General features: G+C 68.7%; 18 protein-coding genes. 5 read left to right on the top strand and 13 right to left on the bottom strand.

Annotated features, from left to right (window positions below; all coding sequences use genetic code 11):
- Positions 1–84: 84 nt before the first annotated feature.
- A complete protein-coding gene (lepA, locus tag DMC64_RS37640; RefSeq protein WP_125737427.1) occupies positions 85–1,926 on the top strand; it encodes a translation elongation factor 4 in 1,842 nt (613 codons plus the stop codon).
- A gap of 50 nt (positions 1,927–1,976) precedes the next feature.
- On the opposite strand, the gene DMC64_RS37635 is transcribed toward lepA, so the two are convergent.
- Together DMC64_RS37635 and DMC64_RS37630 are read right to left on the bottom strand one after the other, a co-directional pair.
- Positions 1,977–2,423: a pyridoxamine 5'-phosphate oxidase gene (locus DMC64_RS37635; protein WP_125737426.1), complete on the bottom strand. Its 447-nt coding sequence runs from the start codon at positions 2,421–2,423 to the stop codon at positions 1,977–1,979.
- A 58-nt stretch (positions 2,424–2,481) separates the two neighbouring features.
- Positions 2,482–4,245 carry a family 20 glycosylhydrolase gene (locus DMC64_RS37630; protein ID WP_199755221.1) on the bottom strand — a complete coding sequence of 588 codons (1,764 nt, stop codon included), beginning with the start codon at positions 4,243–4,245 and terminating at the stop codon, positions 2,482–2,484.
- Positions 4,246–4,397: 152 nt separating this feature from the next.
- Between DMC64_RS37630 and DMC64_RS37625 the strand changes: the two genes are divergently transcribed.
- Positions 4,398–5,450, top strand: coding sequence for a nitronate monooxygenase family protein (locus tag DMC64_RS37625; protein ID WP_125737425.1), 1,053 nt, complete (start codon positions 4,398–4,400; stop codon positions 5,448–5,450).
- On the opposite strand, the gene DMC64_RS37620 is transcribed toward DMC64_RS37625, so the two are convergent.
- The 3 genes from DMC64_RS37620 to DMC64_RS37610 all read right to left on the bottom strand — a co-directional run bounded on the left by DMC64_RS37620 (position 5,425) and on the right by DMC64_RS37610 (position 9,172).
- Positions 5,425–6,900 (bottom strand): amino acid permease, encoded by a 1,476-nt coding sequence (locus tag DMC64_RS37620; protein WP_125737424.1) that lies wholly within the window; start codon positions 6,898–6,900, stop codon positions 5,425–5,427. The genes DMC64_RS37625 and DMC64_RS37620 overlap by 26 nt on opposite strands.
- Positions 6,901–6,979: 79 nt before the next feature.
- A complete protein-coding gene (locus DMC64_RS37615; protein WP_037342756.1) occupies positions 6,980–8,023 on the bottom strand; it encodes an alpha/beta hydrolase in 1,044 nt (347 codons plus the stop codon).
- A 183-nt stretch (positions 8,024–8,206) separates the two neighbouring features.
- Positions 8,207–9,172, bottom strand: a complete 966-nt coding sequence (locus tag DMC64_RS37610; RefSeq protein ID WP_037342758.1) for a zinc-binding dehydrogenase — start codon at positions 9,170–9,172, stop codon at positions 8,207–8,209.
- 59 nt (positions 9,173–9,231) lie between these two features.
- On the opposite strand from DMC64_RS37610, the gene DMC64_RS37605 reads away from it, so the two are divergent.
- The 3 genes from DMC64_RS37605 to DMC64_RS37595 are packed head-to-tail and all read left to right on the top strand — an operon-like array spanning position 9,232 to position 10,279.
- The gene (locus DMC64_RS37605; protein WP_038517165.1) at positions 9,232–9,435 is read left to right on the top strand and encodes a CDP-alcohol phosphatidyltransferase family protein; all 204 of its coding nucleotides are present in this window, start codon (positions 9,232–9,234) and stop codon (positions 9,433–9,435) included.
- Positions 9,436–9,446: 11 nt separating this feature from the next.
- Positions 9,447–9,926 carry a ribonuclease domain-containing protein gene (locus tag DMC64_RS37600; protein ID WP_125737423.1) on the top strand — a complete coding sequence of 160 codons (480 nt, stop codon included), beginning with the start codon at positions 9,447–9,449 and terminating at the stop codon, positions 9,924–9,926.
- Entirely contained in the window at positions 9,923–10,279 is a 357-nt protein-coding gene (locus DMC64_RS37595) for a barstar family protein (RefSeq protein WP_125737422.1), read from the top strand. Before DMC64_RS37600 ends, DMC64_RS37595 begins: the two co-directional genes overlap by 4 nt.
- A gap of 8 nt (positions 10,280–10,287) precedes the next feature.
- On the opposite strand, the gene DMC64_RS37590 is transcribed toward DMC64_RS37595, so the two are convergent.
- The 8 genes from DMC64_RS37590 to DMC64_RS37555 form a co-directional block, all read right to left on the bottom strand.
- Positions 10,288–11,061 (bottom strand): enoyl-CoA hydratase family protein, encoded by a 774-nt coding sequence (locus DMC64_RS37590; protein WP_125737421.1) that lies wholly within the window; start codon positions 11,059–11,061, stop codon positions 10,288–10,290.
- A 78-nt stretch (positions 11,062–11,139) separates the two neighbouring features.
- Complete coding sequence (locus DMC64_RS37585; RefSeq protein WP_037342765.1) at positions 11,140–11,763, bottom strand: hypothetical protein; 624 nt, start codon at positions 11,761–11,763, stop codon at positions 11,140–11,142.
- Positions 11,764–11,942: 179 nt separating this feature from the next.
- Positions 11,943–12,692 carry a sirohydrochlorin chelatase gene (locus tag DMC64_RS37580; RefSeq protein WP_125737420.1) on the bottom strand — a complete coding sequence of 250 codons (750 nt, stop codon included), beginning with the start codon at positions 12,690–12,692 and terminating at the stop codon, positions 11,943–11,945.
- Complete coding sequence (locus tag DMC64_RS37575; protein ID WP_038517152.1) at positions 12,689–13,951, bottom strand: sulfate adenylyltransferase subunit 1; 1,263 nt, start codon at positions 13,949–13,951, stop codon at positions 12,689–12,691. Before DMC64_RS37575 ends, DMC64_RS37580 begins: the two co-directional genes overlap by 4 nt.
- Positions 13,951–14,871, bottom strand: coding sequence for a sulfate adenylyltransferase subunit CysD (cysD, locus tag DMC64_RS37570; RefSeq protein WP_037342770.1), 921 nt, complete (start codon positions 14,869–14,871; stop codon positions 13,951–13,953). Before cysD ends, DMC64_RS37575 begins: the two co-directional genes overlap by 1 nt.
- Positions 14,872–14,882: 11 nt before the next feature.
- Positions 14,883–15,578 (bottom strand): phosphoadenylyl-sulfate reductase, encoded by a 696-nt coding sequence (locus DMC64_RS37565; RefSeq protein ID WP_125737419.1) that lies wholly within the window; start codon positions 15,576–15,578, stop codon positions 14,883–14,885.
- Positions 15,575–15,727, bottom strand: a complete 153-nt coding sequence (locus tag DMC64_RS37560) for a hypothetical protein (protein ID WP_034316341.1) — start codon at positions 15,725–15,727, stop codon at positions 15,575–15,577. Before DMC64_RS37560 ends, DMC64_RS37565 begins: the two co-directional genes overlap by 4 nt.
- Positions 15,724–17,418 (bottom strand): nitrite/sulfite reductase, encoded by a 1,695-nt coding sequence (locus tag DMC64_RS37555; RefSeq protein WP_125737418.1) that lies wholly within the window; start codon positions 17,416–17,418, stop codon positions 15,724–15,726. Before DMC64_RS37555 ends, DMC64_RS37560 begins: the two co-directional genes overlap by 4 nt.
- Positions 17,419–17,430 lie beyond the last annotated feature (12 nt).

Below are 17,430 nucleotides of genomic sequence, written 5' to 3'. Positions count from 1 at the left end.
CCGCATCGGGGATGACCCCCACTCGCACCCGGAGCGGCATGGGACCATAGAGGTGGCACACCCCGACCTTCGCGAGGAAACCCGTTGACGACGTTCGCCGACACGACCTTCACGCCCCCGGAGCTCATCCGGAACTTCTGCATCATCGCGCACATCGACCACGGCAAGTCGACCCTGGCCGACCGCATGCTGCAGCTCACCGGCGTGGTCGAGGAGCGGGCCATGCGCGCTCAGTACCTCGACCGCATGGACATCGAACGGGAACGCGGGATCACCATCAAGGCGCAGAACGTGCGCCTGCCCTGGAAGGTCGACGGCCAGGACCACGTCCTGCACCTGATCGACACCCCGGGCCACGTGGACTTCACCTACGAGGTCTCCCGGGCCTTGGAGGCCTGTGAAGGGGCGATTCTCCTGGTCGACGCCGCGCAGGGGATCGAGGCTCAGACGCTGGCGAACCTCTACCTGGCGCTCGAGAAGAACCTGCACATCATCCCGGTGCTGAACAAGATCGACCTGCCGTCGGCCGACCCGGACAAGTACGCGGCCGAGCTGGCGCACATCATCGGCTGCGAACCTTCGGACGTGCTCCGCGTGTCGGCCAAGACCGGCATTGGCGTGACCGAACTGCTGGACGAATGCGTGCGGCAGGTGCCGGCGCCGGTCGGCGACGCGGACGCGCCAGCCCGCGCGATGATCTTCGACTCGGTCTATGACACCTACCGGGGCGTCGTGACCTACATCAGGGTCGTCGACGGCAAGATCACGCCGCGCGAGCGGATCAAGATGATGTCCACCGGCGCCACGCACGAACTCCTCGAGGTCGGGATCATCTCGCCGGAGCCCAAGGCGAGCAAGGGGCTCGGGGTCGGCGAGGTGGGGTACCTCATCACCGGCGTGAAGGACGTCCGTCAGTCGAAGGTCGGCGACACCGTCACCTCCGAGCGCAAGGGCGCCGAGCAACCGCTCGCGGGCTATCGCGAGCCGAAGCCCATGGTCTACTCCGGCCTCTACCCGGTCGACGGTTCGGACTATCCCGAACTGCGTGAGGCACTGGACAAGCTCCAGCTCAACGACGCCGCGCTCGCCTACGAGCCGGAGACCTCCGTGGCGCTCGGGTTCGGGTTCCGCTGCGGTTTCCTCGGCCTGCTCCACCTGGAGATCACGCGGGACCGGCTCGAACGCGAATTCGGCCTCGACCTGATCTCGACCGCTCCGAACGTCATCTACAACGTCGTGCTCGAGGACAAGAGCGAGGTCGTGGTGACGAACCCCTCGGACTGGCCGTCCGGGATGAAGATCTCCGAGGTCCACGAGCCGGTTTCCAAGGTGAGCATTCTGGCGCCGTCGGAGTTCGTCGGCACGATCATGGAGCTGTGCCAGGCCAAGCGCGGGACGCTGCTGGGGATGGATTACCTCTCCGAGGACCGCGTCGAGCTGCGGTACAACATCCCGCTCGCGGAGATCATCTTCGACTTCTTCGACACGCTGAAGTCGCGTACGCGCGGCTACGCGTCGCTCGATTACGAAGAGGGCGGCGACCAGATCGCGGATCTGGTCAAGGTCGACATCCTGCTGCAGGGGGAGACCGTCGACGCCTTCTCGGCGATCGTGCACAAGGACGCCGCGTACGGCTACGGCAACCGGATGGCGACGCGGCTGCGCGAGCTGATCCCGCGGCAGCAGTTCGAGGTGCCGATCCAGGCGGCCGTCGGGTCGCGGATCATCGCCCGCGAGACCATCCGCGCTATCCGCAAGGACGTGCTCGCGAAGTGTTACGGCGGTGACATCTCGCGTAAGCGCAAGCTGCTGGAGAAGCAGAAGGAAGGCAAGAAGCGGATGAAGACCGTCGGCCGGGTCGAGGTCCCGCAGGAGGCCTTCGTCGCCGCTCTGTCCACTGAGGACGCCGGCAGCAAGAAGAAGTAGCCGATACTCGCGAAGGCCGCCCGGATCACCGTCCGGGCGGCCTTTTCGTATCAGCGGTTCCCGGAGATCCGGTTCGCGGTGACGAAGACGGCGACACGGCGTTCGGCGGCCATCACACGGTCGTACTCGTCCCAATCGTCGTGGGTCCCCGTCGCCGCGATGAAGACCTCGCGCAGCAGCTTGGGGAGACCGGCGGGGTCGAAGGCCGGATCCGGGTCGTCCGGGCCGAGGAGGTGGGTGCTTCCCTGGACCGCCGCCCACTCCCAGCCGCGACGGAAGGTGATCGTGGCGTGGCCCGCCCGGCGGAACAGGTCGAGTTTCTTCACCCCGCCCATCGCCACGAAGGCGACTCCGGGCGCCTTGGTGACCGGGTCTTCGAAGACCCCTGCGTTCACCACCGAGGAATGGACGGTGCCGTCCGAGCGAACCGTCGAGACGGTCGCGAGTCCGTTTTCACGCAAGGAAAGAGTGCGGACGAGTTCGAGGTCTGCGGCCATGGGACCACCGTAGTCCCGCTCGGCCCGGCGCAGGGGCCGAGCGGGACCACGGGGCGGGTCAGCAGGTGCCGTTGTCGCGCCAGACACCCCATTGGCCGGTCGTTCCGGGTTCTTCGCCCTGTGTCCACCACTGGGCCGTCCACTTGTGCCCGTTGTGGGAGACGGTCGCTCCACCGGTGTAGACCGAAGCACGGTCCCACGCGGGGAGCGTGCAGGTGCCCGGGTTCCCGGATCCGGTTTCCCAGGGCACCTGGCTCGACTTGTAGTAGTCGAGGCCCTGCGCCTGCCAGCGCGGCGCCTGCGCGCCGAGGCGCACCCGGAAGGTGTTCCAGTCGTGCGTCGACCACGGCGACCAGCCGAGTTCGGCGTGCGCCGGGAGCCGGGGGAAGGCGAGGTAGTCGATATTCGCCGGTGTCACCACGGTTTCGGTCCACAGCGGGGATTCGACGCCGCGGACGGCGGATTCGGGTACACCGGAGAGGTAGGCGCCCGGGTTCCAGTTGTAGGCGTCCTGGACCTCGATGTAGCCCGCCCACGAGAGCCCGATCGGCGTGCTGGAGTTGTACTTCATGTCCAGGTACGCCTTGTTCGCCGGCGACAGGATCACCTTGCTGCCGCGGGCGACGGCGTTGGAGACCTCCGTGCTGGACGTCGTCGTGCCCCAGAACTGCGGGGTCGCTGTGGTCGGCAGGGTGGCCTTGCCGATCTCGTGCCAGCCGACGACCTGCTTGCCCGCGGCGGCCACCATCGGCAGCACCCGGTTCATGAACGTGCGGTAGTCCGTGTCGCTGGTGGCCTGGGCCTCGTCGCCGCCGAGATGGAAGTACGGGCCGGGCGTCAGCGCGGCGACCTCACGGATGACGTCGTTGACGAAGGTGTAGGTGATGTCCTTCGAGATGCAGAGCGAGCTGTAGCCGACGGCGGTGTCGGTGCGCAGGGGAGGGGCGGTGTTGTTGCAGTTCAGCTCGGCGTACGACGCCAAGGCGGCGTTGGTGTGGCCCGGCATGTCGATCTCCGGGATGACCGTGATGAACCGCGAGGCCGCATAGTTCACGATCTCCGTGTACTGCGCCTTGGTGTAGTAGCCGCCGGCGCCGCCACCGACCTGGGTGCTGCCGCCGTAGGTGGTCAGCCGCGGCCAGCTGTCGATCTGGATGCGCCAGCCCTGGTCGTCGGCGAGGTGCAGGTGCAGGTTGTTGATCTTGTACTGGGCCAGCTGGTCGATGTACCGCTTGACCGTGGCGACCGGGTGGAAGTGCCGGGCGACGTCGAGCATCGCGCCTCGGTAGCCGAAGCGCGGGTAGTCCAGGATGTTCGCGCCGGGGATCGTCCAAGGACCTTGCTGCACCGTGGGGCTTTCGATCTTGCCGGGCAGCAGCTGGCGCAGCGTCTGGACGCCGCCGAAGAGACCTTGTGCCGTCGTCGCGCGAAGGATGACCGACGCGGACGTGGAGTTCAGCTGGTAGCCCTGGTCGCCGACGCGGGTGTCCGCGCCGGACAGGAGGAGCGAGATGCCGTCGGCCGGTGTGCCGGACGGCGCGTCGGCGACGGGCAGGGGGAAGCCGGTGGACGTGCGGAAGATCCCGGCGAGGTATTCGCCGACGGCTTTGGCCTGTGCCGACCCGGCCTGGGTGTAGATCTTGGTGTTCGCGGTCAAGGTGTGGTCGGAGCCGGTGACCGCTTGGGCCGAGACCGGGACCGGGACGATCGCCTGCAGCGGCGGGGTGGCCGCGTCGGCGACCGGGGCGGCAGCGGTGGTGGCGCCGGCGAGCAGCGCCACCCCGACGAAGGCGCGACCCAGCCGCGCTCTCAAGGTCTTCACCGGGGCCTCCAAGGGGGACGAGGGCGTGACGTGCGTCACGGCCGTCCGATCGTCGCATTTTCGCCGTTAAAGGTCTAGACCACCACGAGCGAACCTTGGAGTGACTCGAACGTCACAATGCGTGTCGCCGCGACGGGACTATCGTCGGAAACGTGTTCGAAGACTTGCGTTTCCCCGTGATCGCGGCCCCGATGGCGGGCGGGCCGACCACTCCCGAGCTCGTGGCCGCGGTGACCGCGGCGGGTGGATTCGGCTTCCTGGCCGGGGGCTATCTGAGCGCCGACGCCCTCTCGGACCGGATCGCCAAGACGGCCGAGCTGACCGCTGAGCCGTTCGGCGTGAACCTCTTCGTATCGGGTGGCTCCGCCGCCGAAGCGGATCTCGGTGCGCACATCGAGCGCTGGCGTGCGGAGGCCGAGCGCCTCGGCGTCGAGCCCGGTGAGCCGCGCTGGGACGACGACGCCTATGCCGCGAAGCTCGAGGTCGTCTTGGAGCGGAAGGTGCCGGTCGTCTCCTTCACCTTCGGCACGCCGTCGGCCGAGGACGTCGAACGCTTGCACGCCAACGGGAGCAAGGTAGCCGTCACGGTCACCAGCCCGGCGGAAGCCGATCGGGCCGTGGCCGTCGGTGTGGACGCGCTCGTGGTCCAGGGGTTCGAGGCCGGAGCGCATCGAGGGCTTTTCGCCGACGAGCCCGGAGTCGAAGGCGGGGGCGCGCAGTATGGCGTCCTGAGCCTGCTCCGGCTGGTCGCGGCGCGGACGGATCTGCCGCTCGTCGCGACCGGTGGGCTCGTGCACGGGGCCGACATCGCGGCGGTACTGGCGGCGGGGGCCGTCGCGGCGCAGCTGGGTACCGCGTTCCTGCGGGCGGACGAGGCCGGGACCCAGCCCGCGCATCGGCAGGCACTGGCGGACGGGGGAAGGCCGACGGCGTTCACCCGGGCGTTCAGCGGACGTCCCGCCCGGTCACTGGTCAATCGCGCGGTCGCGGATTTCTCGGCCACCGCGCCGTCGGCGTATCCGGAGGTCAACAACCTGACCAAGCCGATCCGCGCGGCGGCGGGCAAGGCGGGCGACCCGGAGATCATGTCCCTCTACGCGGGGCAGACCTACGAACTCGCGGGCTCCGGCCCGGCGGCGTCGATCGTCGAACGCCTCCAGGCCGAAGCCCGCGAAGCCGCTACGCGTTTGAGTCGTCTCCGCTGACCTGCTTCGCGTCGCCGTTGTTCGTGTTCATCACCGAGTGACGGCGGCTGTAGGCGAAGTAGATGATCAGGCCGATGCCGAACCAGACCGCGAACCGCAGCCAGGTCTCCGGGTTCAGGAAGGTGATCAGCCAGATCGAGAAGACGATCCCGATGATCGGCACGATCGGCATGCCCGGCGTCTTGAACGAGCGCGGCAGGTCCGGCTGCTTGTAGCGCAGCACGATCACCGCGACGCAGACGACGACGAACGCGAGCAGGATGCCGATGTTCGTCAGTTCCGCGGCCTCACCGATGGGCAGCAGACCGGCGATGACCGCCGACGCGATACCGAGCACCCAGGTCATCCGGCTCGGCACCTTGCGCACCGGGTGGGTCTTGCCGAACCACTTGGGCAGCAGGCCGTCGCGGCTCATCGAGTAGCCGACGCGGCTCGCGCCCATGAGGAAGGTGAACAGCACCGTGGTGATACCGATGATCGCGCCCACGGCGATGATCAGGCCGAGCCACTTCATCCCGAGGCCCGCGAAGGCGCTGGAGAAAGCGGCCTCGCTGTCGATGTCCTTGTAGTTGACCATGCCGGTCAGGACCAGGCAGGCCAGCACGTAGAGCACCATCGAGATGGCGAGCGAGTAGATGATCGCCTTCGGCATGTGCTTCTGGGAGTCGGTCGATTCCTCGGCCGCGGTGGACATGGCGTCGTATCCGAAGACCGCGAAGAACACCGTCGCCGCTCCGGTGAACGCGCCGCTGAGGCCGAACGGGAAGAAGTTCGAGTAGTTGTCGCTGTTGATGTGAAAGACACCGACGACGATCACCAGCAGGACCAGGCCGACCTTCAAGTAGACCAGCAGCGTTTCGAACCGGGCCGCGTTCTTCATGCCCTGGTTGAGGATGAAGGCGATCAGCAGGCACAGCAGCACGGCGAACAGGTTGATCTTGTAGGAACCCGGTTCGACACCGGCTTTTTCGGTGCCCGGAGCGCCCAGCATCCAGGTCGGGAGCTCGATGTTCAGGTAGCCCAGCAGCTCGTTGAAGTAGCCGGAGATGCCGATCGCGACCACCGCCACGATCGCGGTGTACTCCAGCAGCAGGTCCCAGCCGATGAACCAGCCGACGATCTCGCCCAGCACGGTGTAGCCGTAGGTGTAGGCCGACCCGGCACGGGGGATCAGCCCGGCGAACTCGGCGTAGGAGAACGCGGCGGCGGCGCTGGCGATACCCGCGATGAGGAACGAGATGAGCACGGCGGGTCCGGCCGTCTTGTTCGCGACCGCGCCGGCCAGGGAGAAGATCCCCGCGCCGATGATGCCGCCGACGCCGATCGCGGTCAGCTGCCGCAGGCCCAGCGTGCGTTGGAGCCCTCCGCCCCCACTGAGTTCTTGGATCTGATCGATCGGTTTACGGCGGAAAATCCCGGATCCCGAGCCCAGGCTGCGCGGTGCGGACATCGTCGTCTCCCAACAGGTTGTGCCCTTCGGACTGGGTCACAGTCCGAAGGGCACCGTACTGGCAGACGAGCGATCGCACCTATCCGGCGACGGTGTCCTCGCTCACTTCGGCCGCCACGCGAGCGGCGATCTTCGACGGCCTGGACGCGCCGGCGGAGAAGTAGGTGAGCAGCTCCGAGATCTCGACGGGGTCGTCCAGCTGCGGGCAGTGGCCCCAGTCCTCACGCACCATCAGCCTGCTGTGCGGGACCAGCGCGTGCAGCTGCCGTCCGGAGGCGGCGCTGACCAGCTTGTCCTTGCCGCAGACGACCACCAGGAGCGGGACACGGACCTCTTCGAGCCGGTACGCGTTCGCCAGCTCCTCGACGAGTTGCCGCGCCTGTTCGAGCCTGGTGGTGGTGGAGCGGTAGTCGGGGAACAACGAGGTGAACCGGCGCACCTGGGCGGCGTCGGCTGCGGCCGAGTCGGCGTACAGGAGCCGGGGGACGACCTGCTCGGCGACGGCGCGCACGAGGAAGCCGGGGATCGGCAGCGGCAGGGCCGAGTACATCCGCAGCGGCAGCGGGTACCTGGCCACGGTGCGGATGAGCCAGCTGTCCACGAAACCGGGCGCGGCGATCGACACCACGCCGGCGACCGGCAGCCGGTGGTTCTCCGCGGCCCGCAGGCTCATCGTGCCGCCGAGCGAGTTGCCGGCGAGCACCACCGTGCCGAGTACGGCCTGCTCCTTGACCACGGCCGCGGTGAACGCGTCCAGCTGCGGCAGCATCGGGCCCGGCCGCAGTGGCTGAGCGTCACCGAATCCGGGCAGATCGACCGCGACCGCCGGAACACCGGCGGCCGCGAGCAGCTCCAGAACGGGGCGCCAGGTGTCGGCGCTGTCGCAGTAGCCGTGCAGCAGCACCAGCCTCGGCGCGGTCGGCTTGACCTGCCCGCGCGCCGTGGCCCGTTTGCCGAGCATCCGCCGAGGGGCGCGGTCGGTGGATTCCACCGGCTGCGGCCCGACTTCGAGCACTCTGGTGCGGACACCGGCGTAGCGCCGGAACGAGACGCGGATCGGGTCGGTGTCGGTGGTGGTCCGGCCCCCGGGGTCCGCCGGTTCGGGCCGCTGCGATGCGGTCATGGTTCCAGGCTAACCGCGAGAGGTCGGATTTTGGTCGAACTTTGGTCGTAAGAAGCTCGCCAAGTCATAACGTTCTTGACACTTGACAAGACCGCGAAATAGCTGTTTGACCTGCGTGGAACGCGCGGACGTGCGCTTGTGTGCGCGCTTGATCACGGGGAGGGGGCGGACTCACCCCTCCGATCAATGCGTGAAGACGACCTTCCCTGAAGTTTCCCCGTCGAGCATGTTCTTAAACCCGGTTTCGGCTTCCGCGAACGGCAGTTCGGCGCCGATCTGCGGGCGGACCCCGGTGAGCTCCAGGTAGGCGAGGAGATCGTTCAGCTCGTCCCTGGTCCCCATGGTCGAACCCGCGATGCGCAGTTGCAGAAAGAACACGCGCTGCAACTCCGCGTGAGCGTCCGGGCCGCTGGTCGAGCCCGAGACGACGATGATGCCGCCCGGCTTCAGCGACTTCACCGAATGGGACCAGGTCGCCTTGCCGACGGTTTCGAAGACCGCGTCGACCCGCTCCGGCAACCGCGCGCCGGACTCAAAGGTCTGATGTGCGCCCAGATTCTCGGCCAGCGCACGCTTCTCTTCGCTACGCCCGGTGACCCAGACCCGGAAACCGGCCGCACGCCCGAGCTGGATCAGCGCGGTCGAGACGCCGCCAGAGGCGCCCTGGACGAGCATCGTCTGCCCAGGCCGCAGCCCGGACTTCACGAACAGCATCCGGTACGCGGTCAGCCACGCCGTGCCCATGGTCGCGGCTTCCGCGAAGCTCAGGCCCGACGGCTTCGGAACGACATTGCGCGCCGGCACCACGACCTGCTCGGCGAAGGTGCCCTGGTGCTTCTCGGTGAGCAGGGTGCGCTTCGGGTCGAGGGTGTCGTCGCCCTGCCAGCCCGGGGCGTTGATCACCGAATGGACGACGACCTCGGTGCCGTCGTCGAGGGTGCCCGCGCCGTCGCAGCCCAGGATCATCGGGAACTGCTCGGGTTTGATGCCGACGCCGCGCAACGTCCACAGGTCGTGCATGTTGAGGCTGGCGGCCTTGACGTTGACCCGCACCCAGCCTTCGGGGACCTCGGGTTCGGGCCGCTCGCCGATCACCAGCGAGTCCAGCGGCTTTTCGGCGTTGGGTTCGGAAGCGTAAACGGCGAACATGCCAGCAACCTACATGGCCTGACCGGTGGCGGCACTCGATGCGAGCGTAGGCTCACAATGTGTTCAATGGGCTTGCGGACTGGTGGGACGGCGTCGAACTGTGGCTCGCGCAGGCCCCGTTCCCCGTACAGTTCGTGCTGGTCATGGCGGTCGTGGTGCCGCTGTGCCTGGTCGCGGCCTGGGTACTCGACACGGTCTTCGGAAAGGTCGCCCGGCGCTTCGGCACCGCCCGCGATGCGAACGACTCCGACCGGCCGTCCTAAGCTGGCACACCATGTTCAACCGTAGGCGGATCACCGCCGCCCTGATCGGCCTGATCGTGCTGGTGCTCGCAGGCTGGTTCGTCAAGGACGGCATCAGCGGTGACGACACGAAGAGCGCTCCGGCGAGTTCGTCCGCTTCGGCCGCGCCGTCGGGCGACGCCGCGGCGAGCGGGGCGAAGGGCAAGGTCGCGGGCGAGGATTCCGGTCTCCCGGTCAAGCCGCTGACGAAGCTTCCTTCGCAGGCGTCCGACACCTGGAAGCTCATCCAAGCGGGCGGGCCGTACCCGTATCCGCGCAACGACGACGTCACCTTCCAGAACCGGGAGAAGGTCTTGCCCGCCAAGGGTTCCGGCTACTACCGGGAGTACACGGTGAAGACGCCGGGCAGCCCGGATCGCGGGGCGAGGCGGCTCGTGACCGGCAGTGGCAAGGAGCTGTACTACACCGAGGACCACTACAAGTCCTTCGTCGTAGTGGATCCGAGCCGATGAGCGCGGGCAAGGACGCGGCGGACAAGGCGTTCGCCCGCGGCGCGTATCCGCACCTGATCGACGGCACACGGACGGTCGACAAGGACTCGGCGCTCGACGCGATCGCGGAGGCGCTGTCGTTCCCGGACTACTTCGGGAAGAACCTCGACGCGCTCTACGACTGCCTCACCGACCTGTCCTGGCTCCCGCCCGGCGAGCACGTCCTGATCTGGGCCGGTTCCTCGGGGCTGCGGGAGCGTGATCCCAAGGCGTACCTGGCCGTCCGCAGCGTGCTTTCCGACGCGCAGCGGGCGCTGGGGCCGTCCGGCGATCGGACGGACTCCCGGCGCCTCACCGTCGTCCTGCCGGACTAGGACACGGCCTATGCCTCCGGGACCCAGTTCGGCTTGCGCTTCTGCGCGAAGGCCGTGATGCCCTCCTGGCCTTCTTCGCTCGCGAAGAACCCGGCGGACAGCTTGTTCATGGCTTCGAAGCCTTCGGCGGGTGTCGCCGGGCGCGGCTTGCTGAGCAGTTCCTTCGTCGCCGCGAGCGCCTTCGGGCCGCCGAGCGCGAGCGCCTTGACGTAGCGGGCGACCTCGTCGTCGAGTTCGTCGGCGGGGACGGCCGAGTTCAGCAGGCCGATCTCGACGGCGCGCTTCGCGTCGAAGGTGTCACCGGTGAGGAACAGCTCGTGCGCGGCGCGGGCGTTGAGCCGCGGCAGCACGGTGAGCGAGATGACGGCGGGGACGACGCCGATCCGCACCTCGGAGAAGGCGAAGGTCGCTTCGAGCACGGCGACGGCGATGTCGGTCGCGGCCACCATGCCGATCCCGCCTGCCCGGGCGGGGCCCGCGAGCCTGGCCACGACGGGTTTGGGGCTGGTCCACAGCTGCTCGAGGATCTTGGGGAACTCGTTCACGCCCTGGGCACCCGCACCGGCGCCGCGGGCCTCCTTCAGATCCATACCCGCGCAGAACACCGGACCGGTGTGGGTGAGCACGATGACCCGCACCGCGTCGTCCGCCTGTGCCTTGTCCAGCGATTCGCTCAGTTCACGCCGCAGCTGGGCGGAGAGCGCGTTGCGGTTGTGCGGGGAGTCCAAGGTGATCGTGGCGGTGCCGCCCACCACGTCGTAGTGCACCAGTTCGTCAGCCATGCCCCACCTTCGCACGGGCGAAGTCGGGCCGGGCAGTGGCCTGCGCCACCATCGTCACGACGGTGGCGCAGGCACGGGTCAGCCGATCGTCGTCGTGGTGAACGTCGGGCTCGGGTTCGGGAAACACGCCGTCGGGGCGGAGACGTCGAAACCGGCGCTGACCACGGCGGTGAACGTCAGACCCGGGTCGCTGTAGCTGGAGCCGCCCAGTTTCGTCTCGATGGTGCCGGACGAACCCGCGGTGAGATGCGCGGTCACGGTCGGCAGTTCGAACGTCGAGCCGCCCGCGATCGGGCCGGGGAAGCTCAGCGTCGCGACGCTGCCGGAGACGGTGATCTTCGGCGGGGTCGAGCCGATGCCGGAGCCGCCGGCGAGGTCGGCACCCACCCAGGTCGAGTTCGCCGGGATCGGGATCTTCAGGGAGAAGTCCTTGATGTTCTTGACCTGGTAGCCGCTGACCTCGGCCGGGACGGTGTTCGGCGCCGGGTCGATGACGATGTCGAGCGCGGCACCGGGGGCGACCGTGGCCGGGGCGGTGACGTCCGCGTCCTGGTTCAGCTTGAGGTACTTGTTGCCGACGAGCGGCGGCTTCGCCTCGCAGTCGAAGACGACGGTGGTCGCCGCGGAAGCCGGCGCGGCCAGACCGGCGATCGGGACGAGTACGGCCGAAGCGCAGACGAGGGCACGGATGGCAGCCTTCATGTTCCACCTACCTGGGGGTTCGATGGGGAGAGAGGGAGCTGCGCAGCGATTAGAGAGTTACCGGCAAGTTAAGTAACTCGTCAAGAAATCTCCGTTCCCATACGCGGGGTGTCACGGAACTGGGAACGGAACCCACCGAAAATCGGTATCAAGCGCCCGTACGGGACGGGTCGTGCTACTCAGGCGGCGAGCCGGGCGGCGGCGACGTCGTAGCGGTCCAGGACGAGCCCGGCGATCCGCGGATCCGGCCCCAGCGGCCCGGCGACGATCACGGACGGGTCGGCTTCGCGGGCCAGGCGCGCGATCCGGTCCGGAAGCAGTCCCGGTGCGAGGAACCAGCCCGCGACCGCGAGCCGTCGCGCTCCGTTGAGCCGCAACCGCGCGATGGCGGCAGGCACGTCCGGCTGCGCGGCACTGGCGAAGGCGGGGGTCGCGAGCAGGCCGCGCCGCAGATGCCAGCGAGTGGTGATCCCGGCGACGGCGTCGTTCGCCGCCACGTTCGACGAGCCGACACCGGCCAGCAGGACACCGAGGCCCGGGTCGTCCAGATCGGCGCCCGCTTCGGCGAGCCGGTCCAGCGCGACCGTCTCGATGAGCGGGTCGATGCCCAGTACTCCGGAAACCCGCACGTCGAGGCCCGGGCAGTCCGCGGTCACCTCGGCGACGAGCGCGGGCAGGTCGACCCGGGCGTGGTAGGCCACGCCGAGCAGCAGGGGCACCACGACGACTTCGCGGTGCCCCTCGGCGTACAGGCCGCGAAGGGCATCGGTGAGCAGCGGCTCCGAAAGATCCAAAAAGGACTCGCGGATGTCGAGACCCGGTGCCAGCCCGCGGGAGACGTCGAGCAGGGCGCGGATGGTCGCGGCGGACCGCGGATCGCGGCTGCCGTGGGCGACGGCGACCAGGGGCGGAGTGCGGGGTGGGGTCATGCGAACCTTTCGCCGACGAGGCCGGCGGCGAGGGTGTCGCCGTCCTTCGGGTCGATGACCAGGAACGCACCCGTCCGGGGGCTGACGCCGTAGTCGTCCACGCCGATCTCTTCGGCCAGCCGCAGGGTCACCCGGCCGATGTCGTTGAGCTCCAAGGTGGCCGGATCGTCCACACTGGACAGAGTCTGCTCGTCGAAGCGGGCGTGGAGTTCGCCGACCAGGGCCTGCACCGTCCGCGTTCCGTGCTTCACCAGCACCCGAGCGCCCGGTTTGAGCGCCTTGGCTGAGAGCCAGCAGAGGGTCGCGGTGATCTCGTCGGTCACCGTCGGCTGCCGGTCGGCGGCGGCGATCAGGTCACCGCGCGAGATGTCGACGTCGTCGGCGAGCAACAGGGTCACCGAGGTGCCCGCGCCGGCTTCGGCGAGCGGCCCGTCGGCGGTGTCGATGGCCTCGACCCGGCTGCGGATCCCTTGCGGGAGAACGACGATCTCGTCACCCGGCCGCACGGTGCCCGCCGCGATCTGCCCGGCGTACCCGCGGTAGTCGGGATGGTCGGCCGTGCGCGGCCGGATCACGTACTGCACCGGGAAACGGAACGCCGAATCGTGCGGATCCGGCGCCACCGGAACGGTTTCCAGATGCTCCAGCAGGGTCGGGCCCGAGTACCACGGGGTCTTGTCCGACTTCTCGGCCACGTTGTCGCCCACCAGCGCCGAAACCGGCACCGCGAGCACGGAACCCCGTTCGTAGCCCAGGGAAGCGGCGTGCTCGGCGAACTCCTCGGCGATCACGGTGAACGTCGCTTCGTCGTAACCGACGAGGTCGATCTTGTTCACCGCCAGCACCAGGTTCGGCACACCCAGCAGCGCGAGCACCGCGGCGTGGCGGCGGGTCTGCTCGATGACGCCCTTCCGTGCGTCGACCAGCAGCACGGCGAGCTGTGCGGTGGACGCCCCGGTCACCGTGTTCCGCGTGTACTGCACGTGGCCCGGCGTGTCCGCGAGGACGAAACTGCGCTTCGGCGTCGCGAAGTACCGGTACGCCACGTCGATCGTGATGCCCTGCTCGCGTTCCGAGCGCAGGCCGTCCACGAGCAGCGAGAGGTCCGGAGTGGACAGTCCTTTGTCGACACTGGCGCGGGTGACCGCGTCCAGCTGGTCGGCGAGGACGGATTTGGTGTCGTACAGGAGCCGCCCGACGAGGGTCGACTTCCCGTCGTCCACACTGCCCGCGGTCGCGAGCCTGAGGAGGCTGGACATCAGAAGTACCCTTCCCGCTTGCGGTCTTCCATCGCCGCCTCCGACATCCGGTCGTCGGCACGGGTGGCGCCGCGTTCGGTGAGCCGGGAGGCCGAGACCTCGGCGATGACCTCGTCCACCGTGGCGGCGGTCGATTCGATGGCGCCCGTGCACGAACCGTCGCCGACGGTCCGGTAGCGCACGGTCAGTTCCCGGACGACCTCGTCCGGCCGCGGCCCGCCCCACGGCCCTTCGGCCAGCCACATGCCGTCGCGCTGGTAGACCTCGCGCCGGTGCGCGTAGTAGATCGACGGCAGTTCGACCTTCTCCCGCGCGATGTAGTTCCAGACGTCCGCCTCGGTCCAGTTGGACAGCGGGAAGACGCGGACCTGCTCGCCGGGGCGGTGACGGCCGTTGTAGAGGTTCCACAGTTCCGGACGCTGCCGTCGCGGCTCCCATTGGCCGAAAGCGTTGCGGAGGCTGAAGATCCGCTCCTTGGCGCGGGCGCGTTCCTCGTCGCGGCGCCCGCCGCCGAAGACCGCGTCGAACTTGTTCTCGGCGATCGTGTCGAGCAGCGGTGTGGTCTGCAGCGGGTTGCGCATCCCGTCGGCGCGCTCTTCGAGCCTGCCGTCGTCGATCCAGTCCTGGACCTTCGCCACGACCAGCCGGAGCCCGTGCTGCTCGACCACGCGGTCGCGGAAGTCGATCACCTCGTCGAAGTTGTGCCCGGTGTCCACGTGCAGCAACGGGAACGGCACCGGCGCGGGCCAGAACGCCTTGATCGCCAGGTGCAGCAGGAGCGTCGAGTCCTTGCCGCCGGAGAAGAGGATCACCGGCCGGTCGAACTCACCCGCCACCTCGCGGAAGATGTGGATGGCCTCGGATTCCAGCGCCGCCAGGTTGTCCTGGGCAGCGTCAGCGGCCGGTTCGAGCGTGGTCATTTCGTCCCTTCTCACCCGTGCAGGCCGCATTCGGTCTTGCCCTGCCCGGCCCAGCGGCCGCTGCGCGGGTCCTGACCCGGAGCGACCTTCGCGGTGCACGGCGCGCAGCCGATCGACAGATAACCGATGGACACCAACGGGTTCTCGAGGATCCCGTGTTCGCTGATGTAGCCGTTGAACTCGTCGTCGGACCACGGCGCGATCGGGTTGATCTTCACCAGCCCGTTGCGGTCGTCCCAGGTGACGATGGGGGTGTTCGCGCGGGTCGGCGCGTCGACGCGGCGGACGCCGGTCACCCACGCCGAGTACTTCGCGAGCGTCTTCCGCAGCGGTATCACCTTGCGCAGGTGGCAGCACTGGTTCGGGTCGCGTTCGTGCAGTTTCGGGCCGTACTCCGCGTCCTGTTCGGCGACGCTCTGTTCGGCTTCGGCGTTGACGATCCGCACGCCCGGGTACACCGCCTGCACCGCGTCACGGGTGCCGATGGTCTCCGGGAAGTGGTAGCCGGTTTGCAGGAACAGCACGTCGACGTCGGGTTTGACCTGGGTGGCCAGATCGATCAGGACGGCGTCCTGCATGTTCGACGCCACGATGAAGTCGTCGCCGAAGGTCTCCGCGGTCCAGCGCAGGGCCTCGGTCGCGGTCGCCTCCGCGAGCTCCTTCGAGGCGCGTTCGGCGAGTGTCTTGTAGTCGGCAGTGGCGGTCATCCTTGCGACACCTCCGGAAAGGACAGTCCGAGGAACTTCACGGTGAAGACCCGGCGGCAGCCCGAGCACAGCCACGAGCCGCCTTCCTCCGGCCGGAGGTCTTCATCGCCACAGAAAGGGCAGTAGTACGGGGTCGCGCGTTCGGTCATTGCAAGACGCCTTCGTCGGCCCGCAGGACCCACTGGGCGAACCGCTCGCCGGGTTCGCGGCCGGCGAGGTACGCCCGCACGACCCGCTCGACGTACGCGGTCAGCTCCGCCGCGGTCACCTTGTGCCCGCGCAGTTTCCGGCCGAATCCGGCGTCCAGGCCGAGCCCGCCGCCGAGGTGCACCTGGAAGCCTTCGACCTGCTTGCCGTCCTCGTCGGTGACGATCTGGCCCTTGAGCCCGATGTCGGCGGTCTGGACCCGGGCGCAGGAGTTGGGGCAGCCGTTGAGGTGCACGGTCACCGGGTTCTCGATCTCGGCCTGGATGTCGGCGAGACGCTTCTCCAGGTCGGTGACCAGTTCGATCGCGCGGGCCTTCGTCTCGACGATCGCGAGTTTGCAGAACTCCAGGCCCGTGCAGGCCATGATCCCGCGCCGCCACGGCGAGGGCTCGGTCTGCAGGCCGAGATCGGCCAGTTCGGTCTTCAGCCCGTTCACCTCGGCCTCGGGGACGTCGAGGACCACGAGTTTCTGGTGCGGGGTGAGGCGGACGCGGTTCGACCCGGCCCGCTCGGCGGCCTTGGCGACCGCCAGCAGGGTGGCGCCGGAGACGCGGCCCGCGACCGGCGCGGCGCCGACGTAGAACTTGCCGTCGATCTGCGGGTGCACGCCGACGTGGTCGATCTGGGTGGCGGGCACCTCGGGGGCCGGGCCGTCGGTCAGCTTCCGCTTGAGGTACTCGTCCTCCAGCACCTGGCGGAACTTCGCGACGCCCCAGTCCTTCACCAGGAACTTGATCCGCGCACGGGCGCGCAGCCGCCGGTAGCCGTAGTCGCGGAAGACACTGATCACGCCTTCCCAGACGTCCGGGACCTCGTCGAGCGAGACCCAGGCGCCGAGACGCTGCCCGATCATCGGGTTGGTGGACAGGCCGCCGCCGACCCAGACGTCGAAGCCGGGGCCGTGTTCGGGGTGGTTCACGCCGACGAAGGCGACGTCGTTGATCTCGTGCGCGACGTCCTGCTGCCCGGAGACCGCGGTCTTGAACTTGCGCGGCAGGTTCGAGTAGCGCGGATCGCCGATGTAGCGGCGTTTGATCTCGTCGATCGCGGGGGTGCCGTCGATGATCTCGTCGGCCGCGATACCGGCGACGGGAGAGCCCAGGATGACGCGCGGGCTGTCGCCGCACGCCTCCATCGTGGTCATCCCGGCGTTCTCGAGCTTCGACCAGATCGTGGGGACGTCCTCGATCTGGATCCAGTGGTACTGGATGTTCTGCCGGTCGGTGATGTCGGCGGTGTCGCGGGCGTGGGTCTGCGAGATCTCCGCGAGCACGGCCAGCTGCTCGGTGGTCAGCGCGCCGCCGTCGAGCCGCACCCGCAGCATGAAGTAGCGGTCGTCGAGCTCTTCGGGCTCCAGCGTCGCGGTACGGCCGCCGTCGATCCCCGGCTTGCGCTGGGTGTAGAGACCGAACCAGCGGAACCGGCCGCGGAGGTCACCCGGGTCGATCGAATCGAAACCGCCGCGGGCGTAGATGTTCTCGATCCGCGCCCGGACGTTGAGCGGGTTGTCGTCCTTCTTGGACCGCTCGTTGGGGTTCAACGGCTCGCGATACCCCAGTGCCCACTGTCCCTCGCCCCGTTTCTGTTTGACCCGGGGCGTGCGGGCAGGGGTCTCGCGCGTGGGCGACGACATGGGAATCCTCCG

Source organism: Amycolatopsis sp. WAC 04197 (assembly GCF_003947475.1).
Lineage (GTDB): Bacteria > Actinomycetota > Actinomycetes > Mycobacteriales > Pseudonocardiaceae > Amycolatopsis > Amycolatopsis japonica.
The sequence above is the reverse complement of the archived record's forward strand: the minus strand, read 5'-3'. Positions and strand labels throughout refer to the sequence as shown.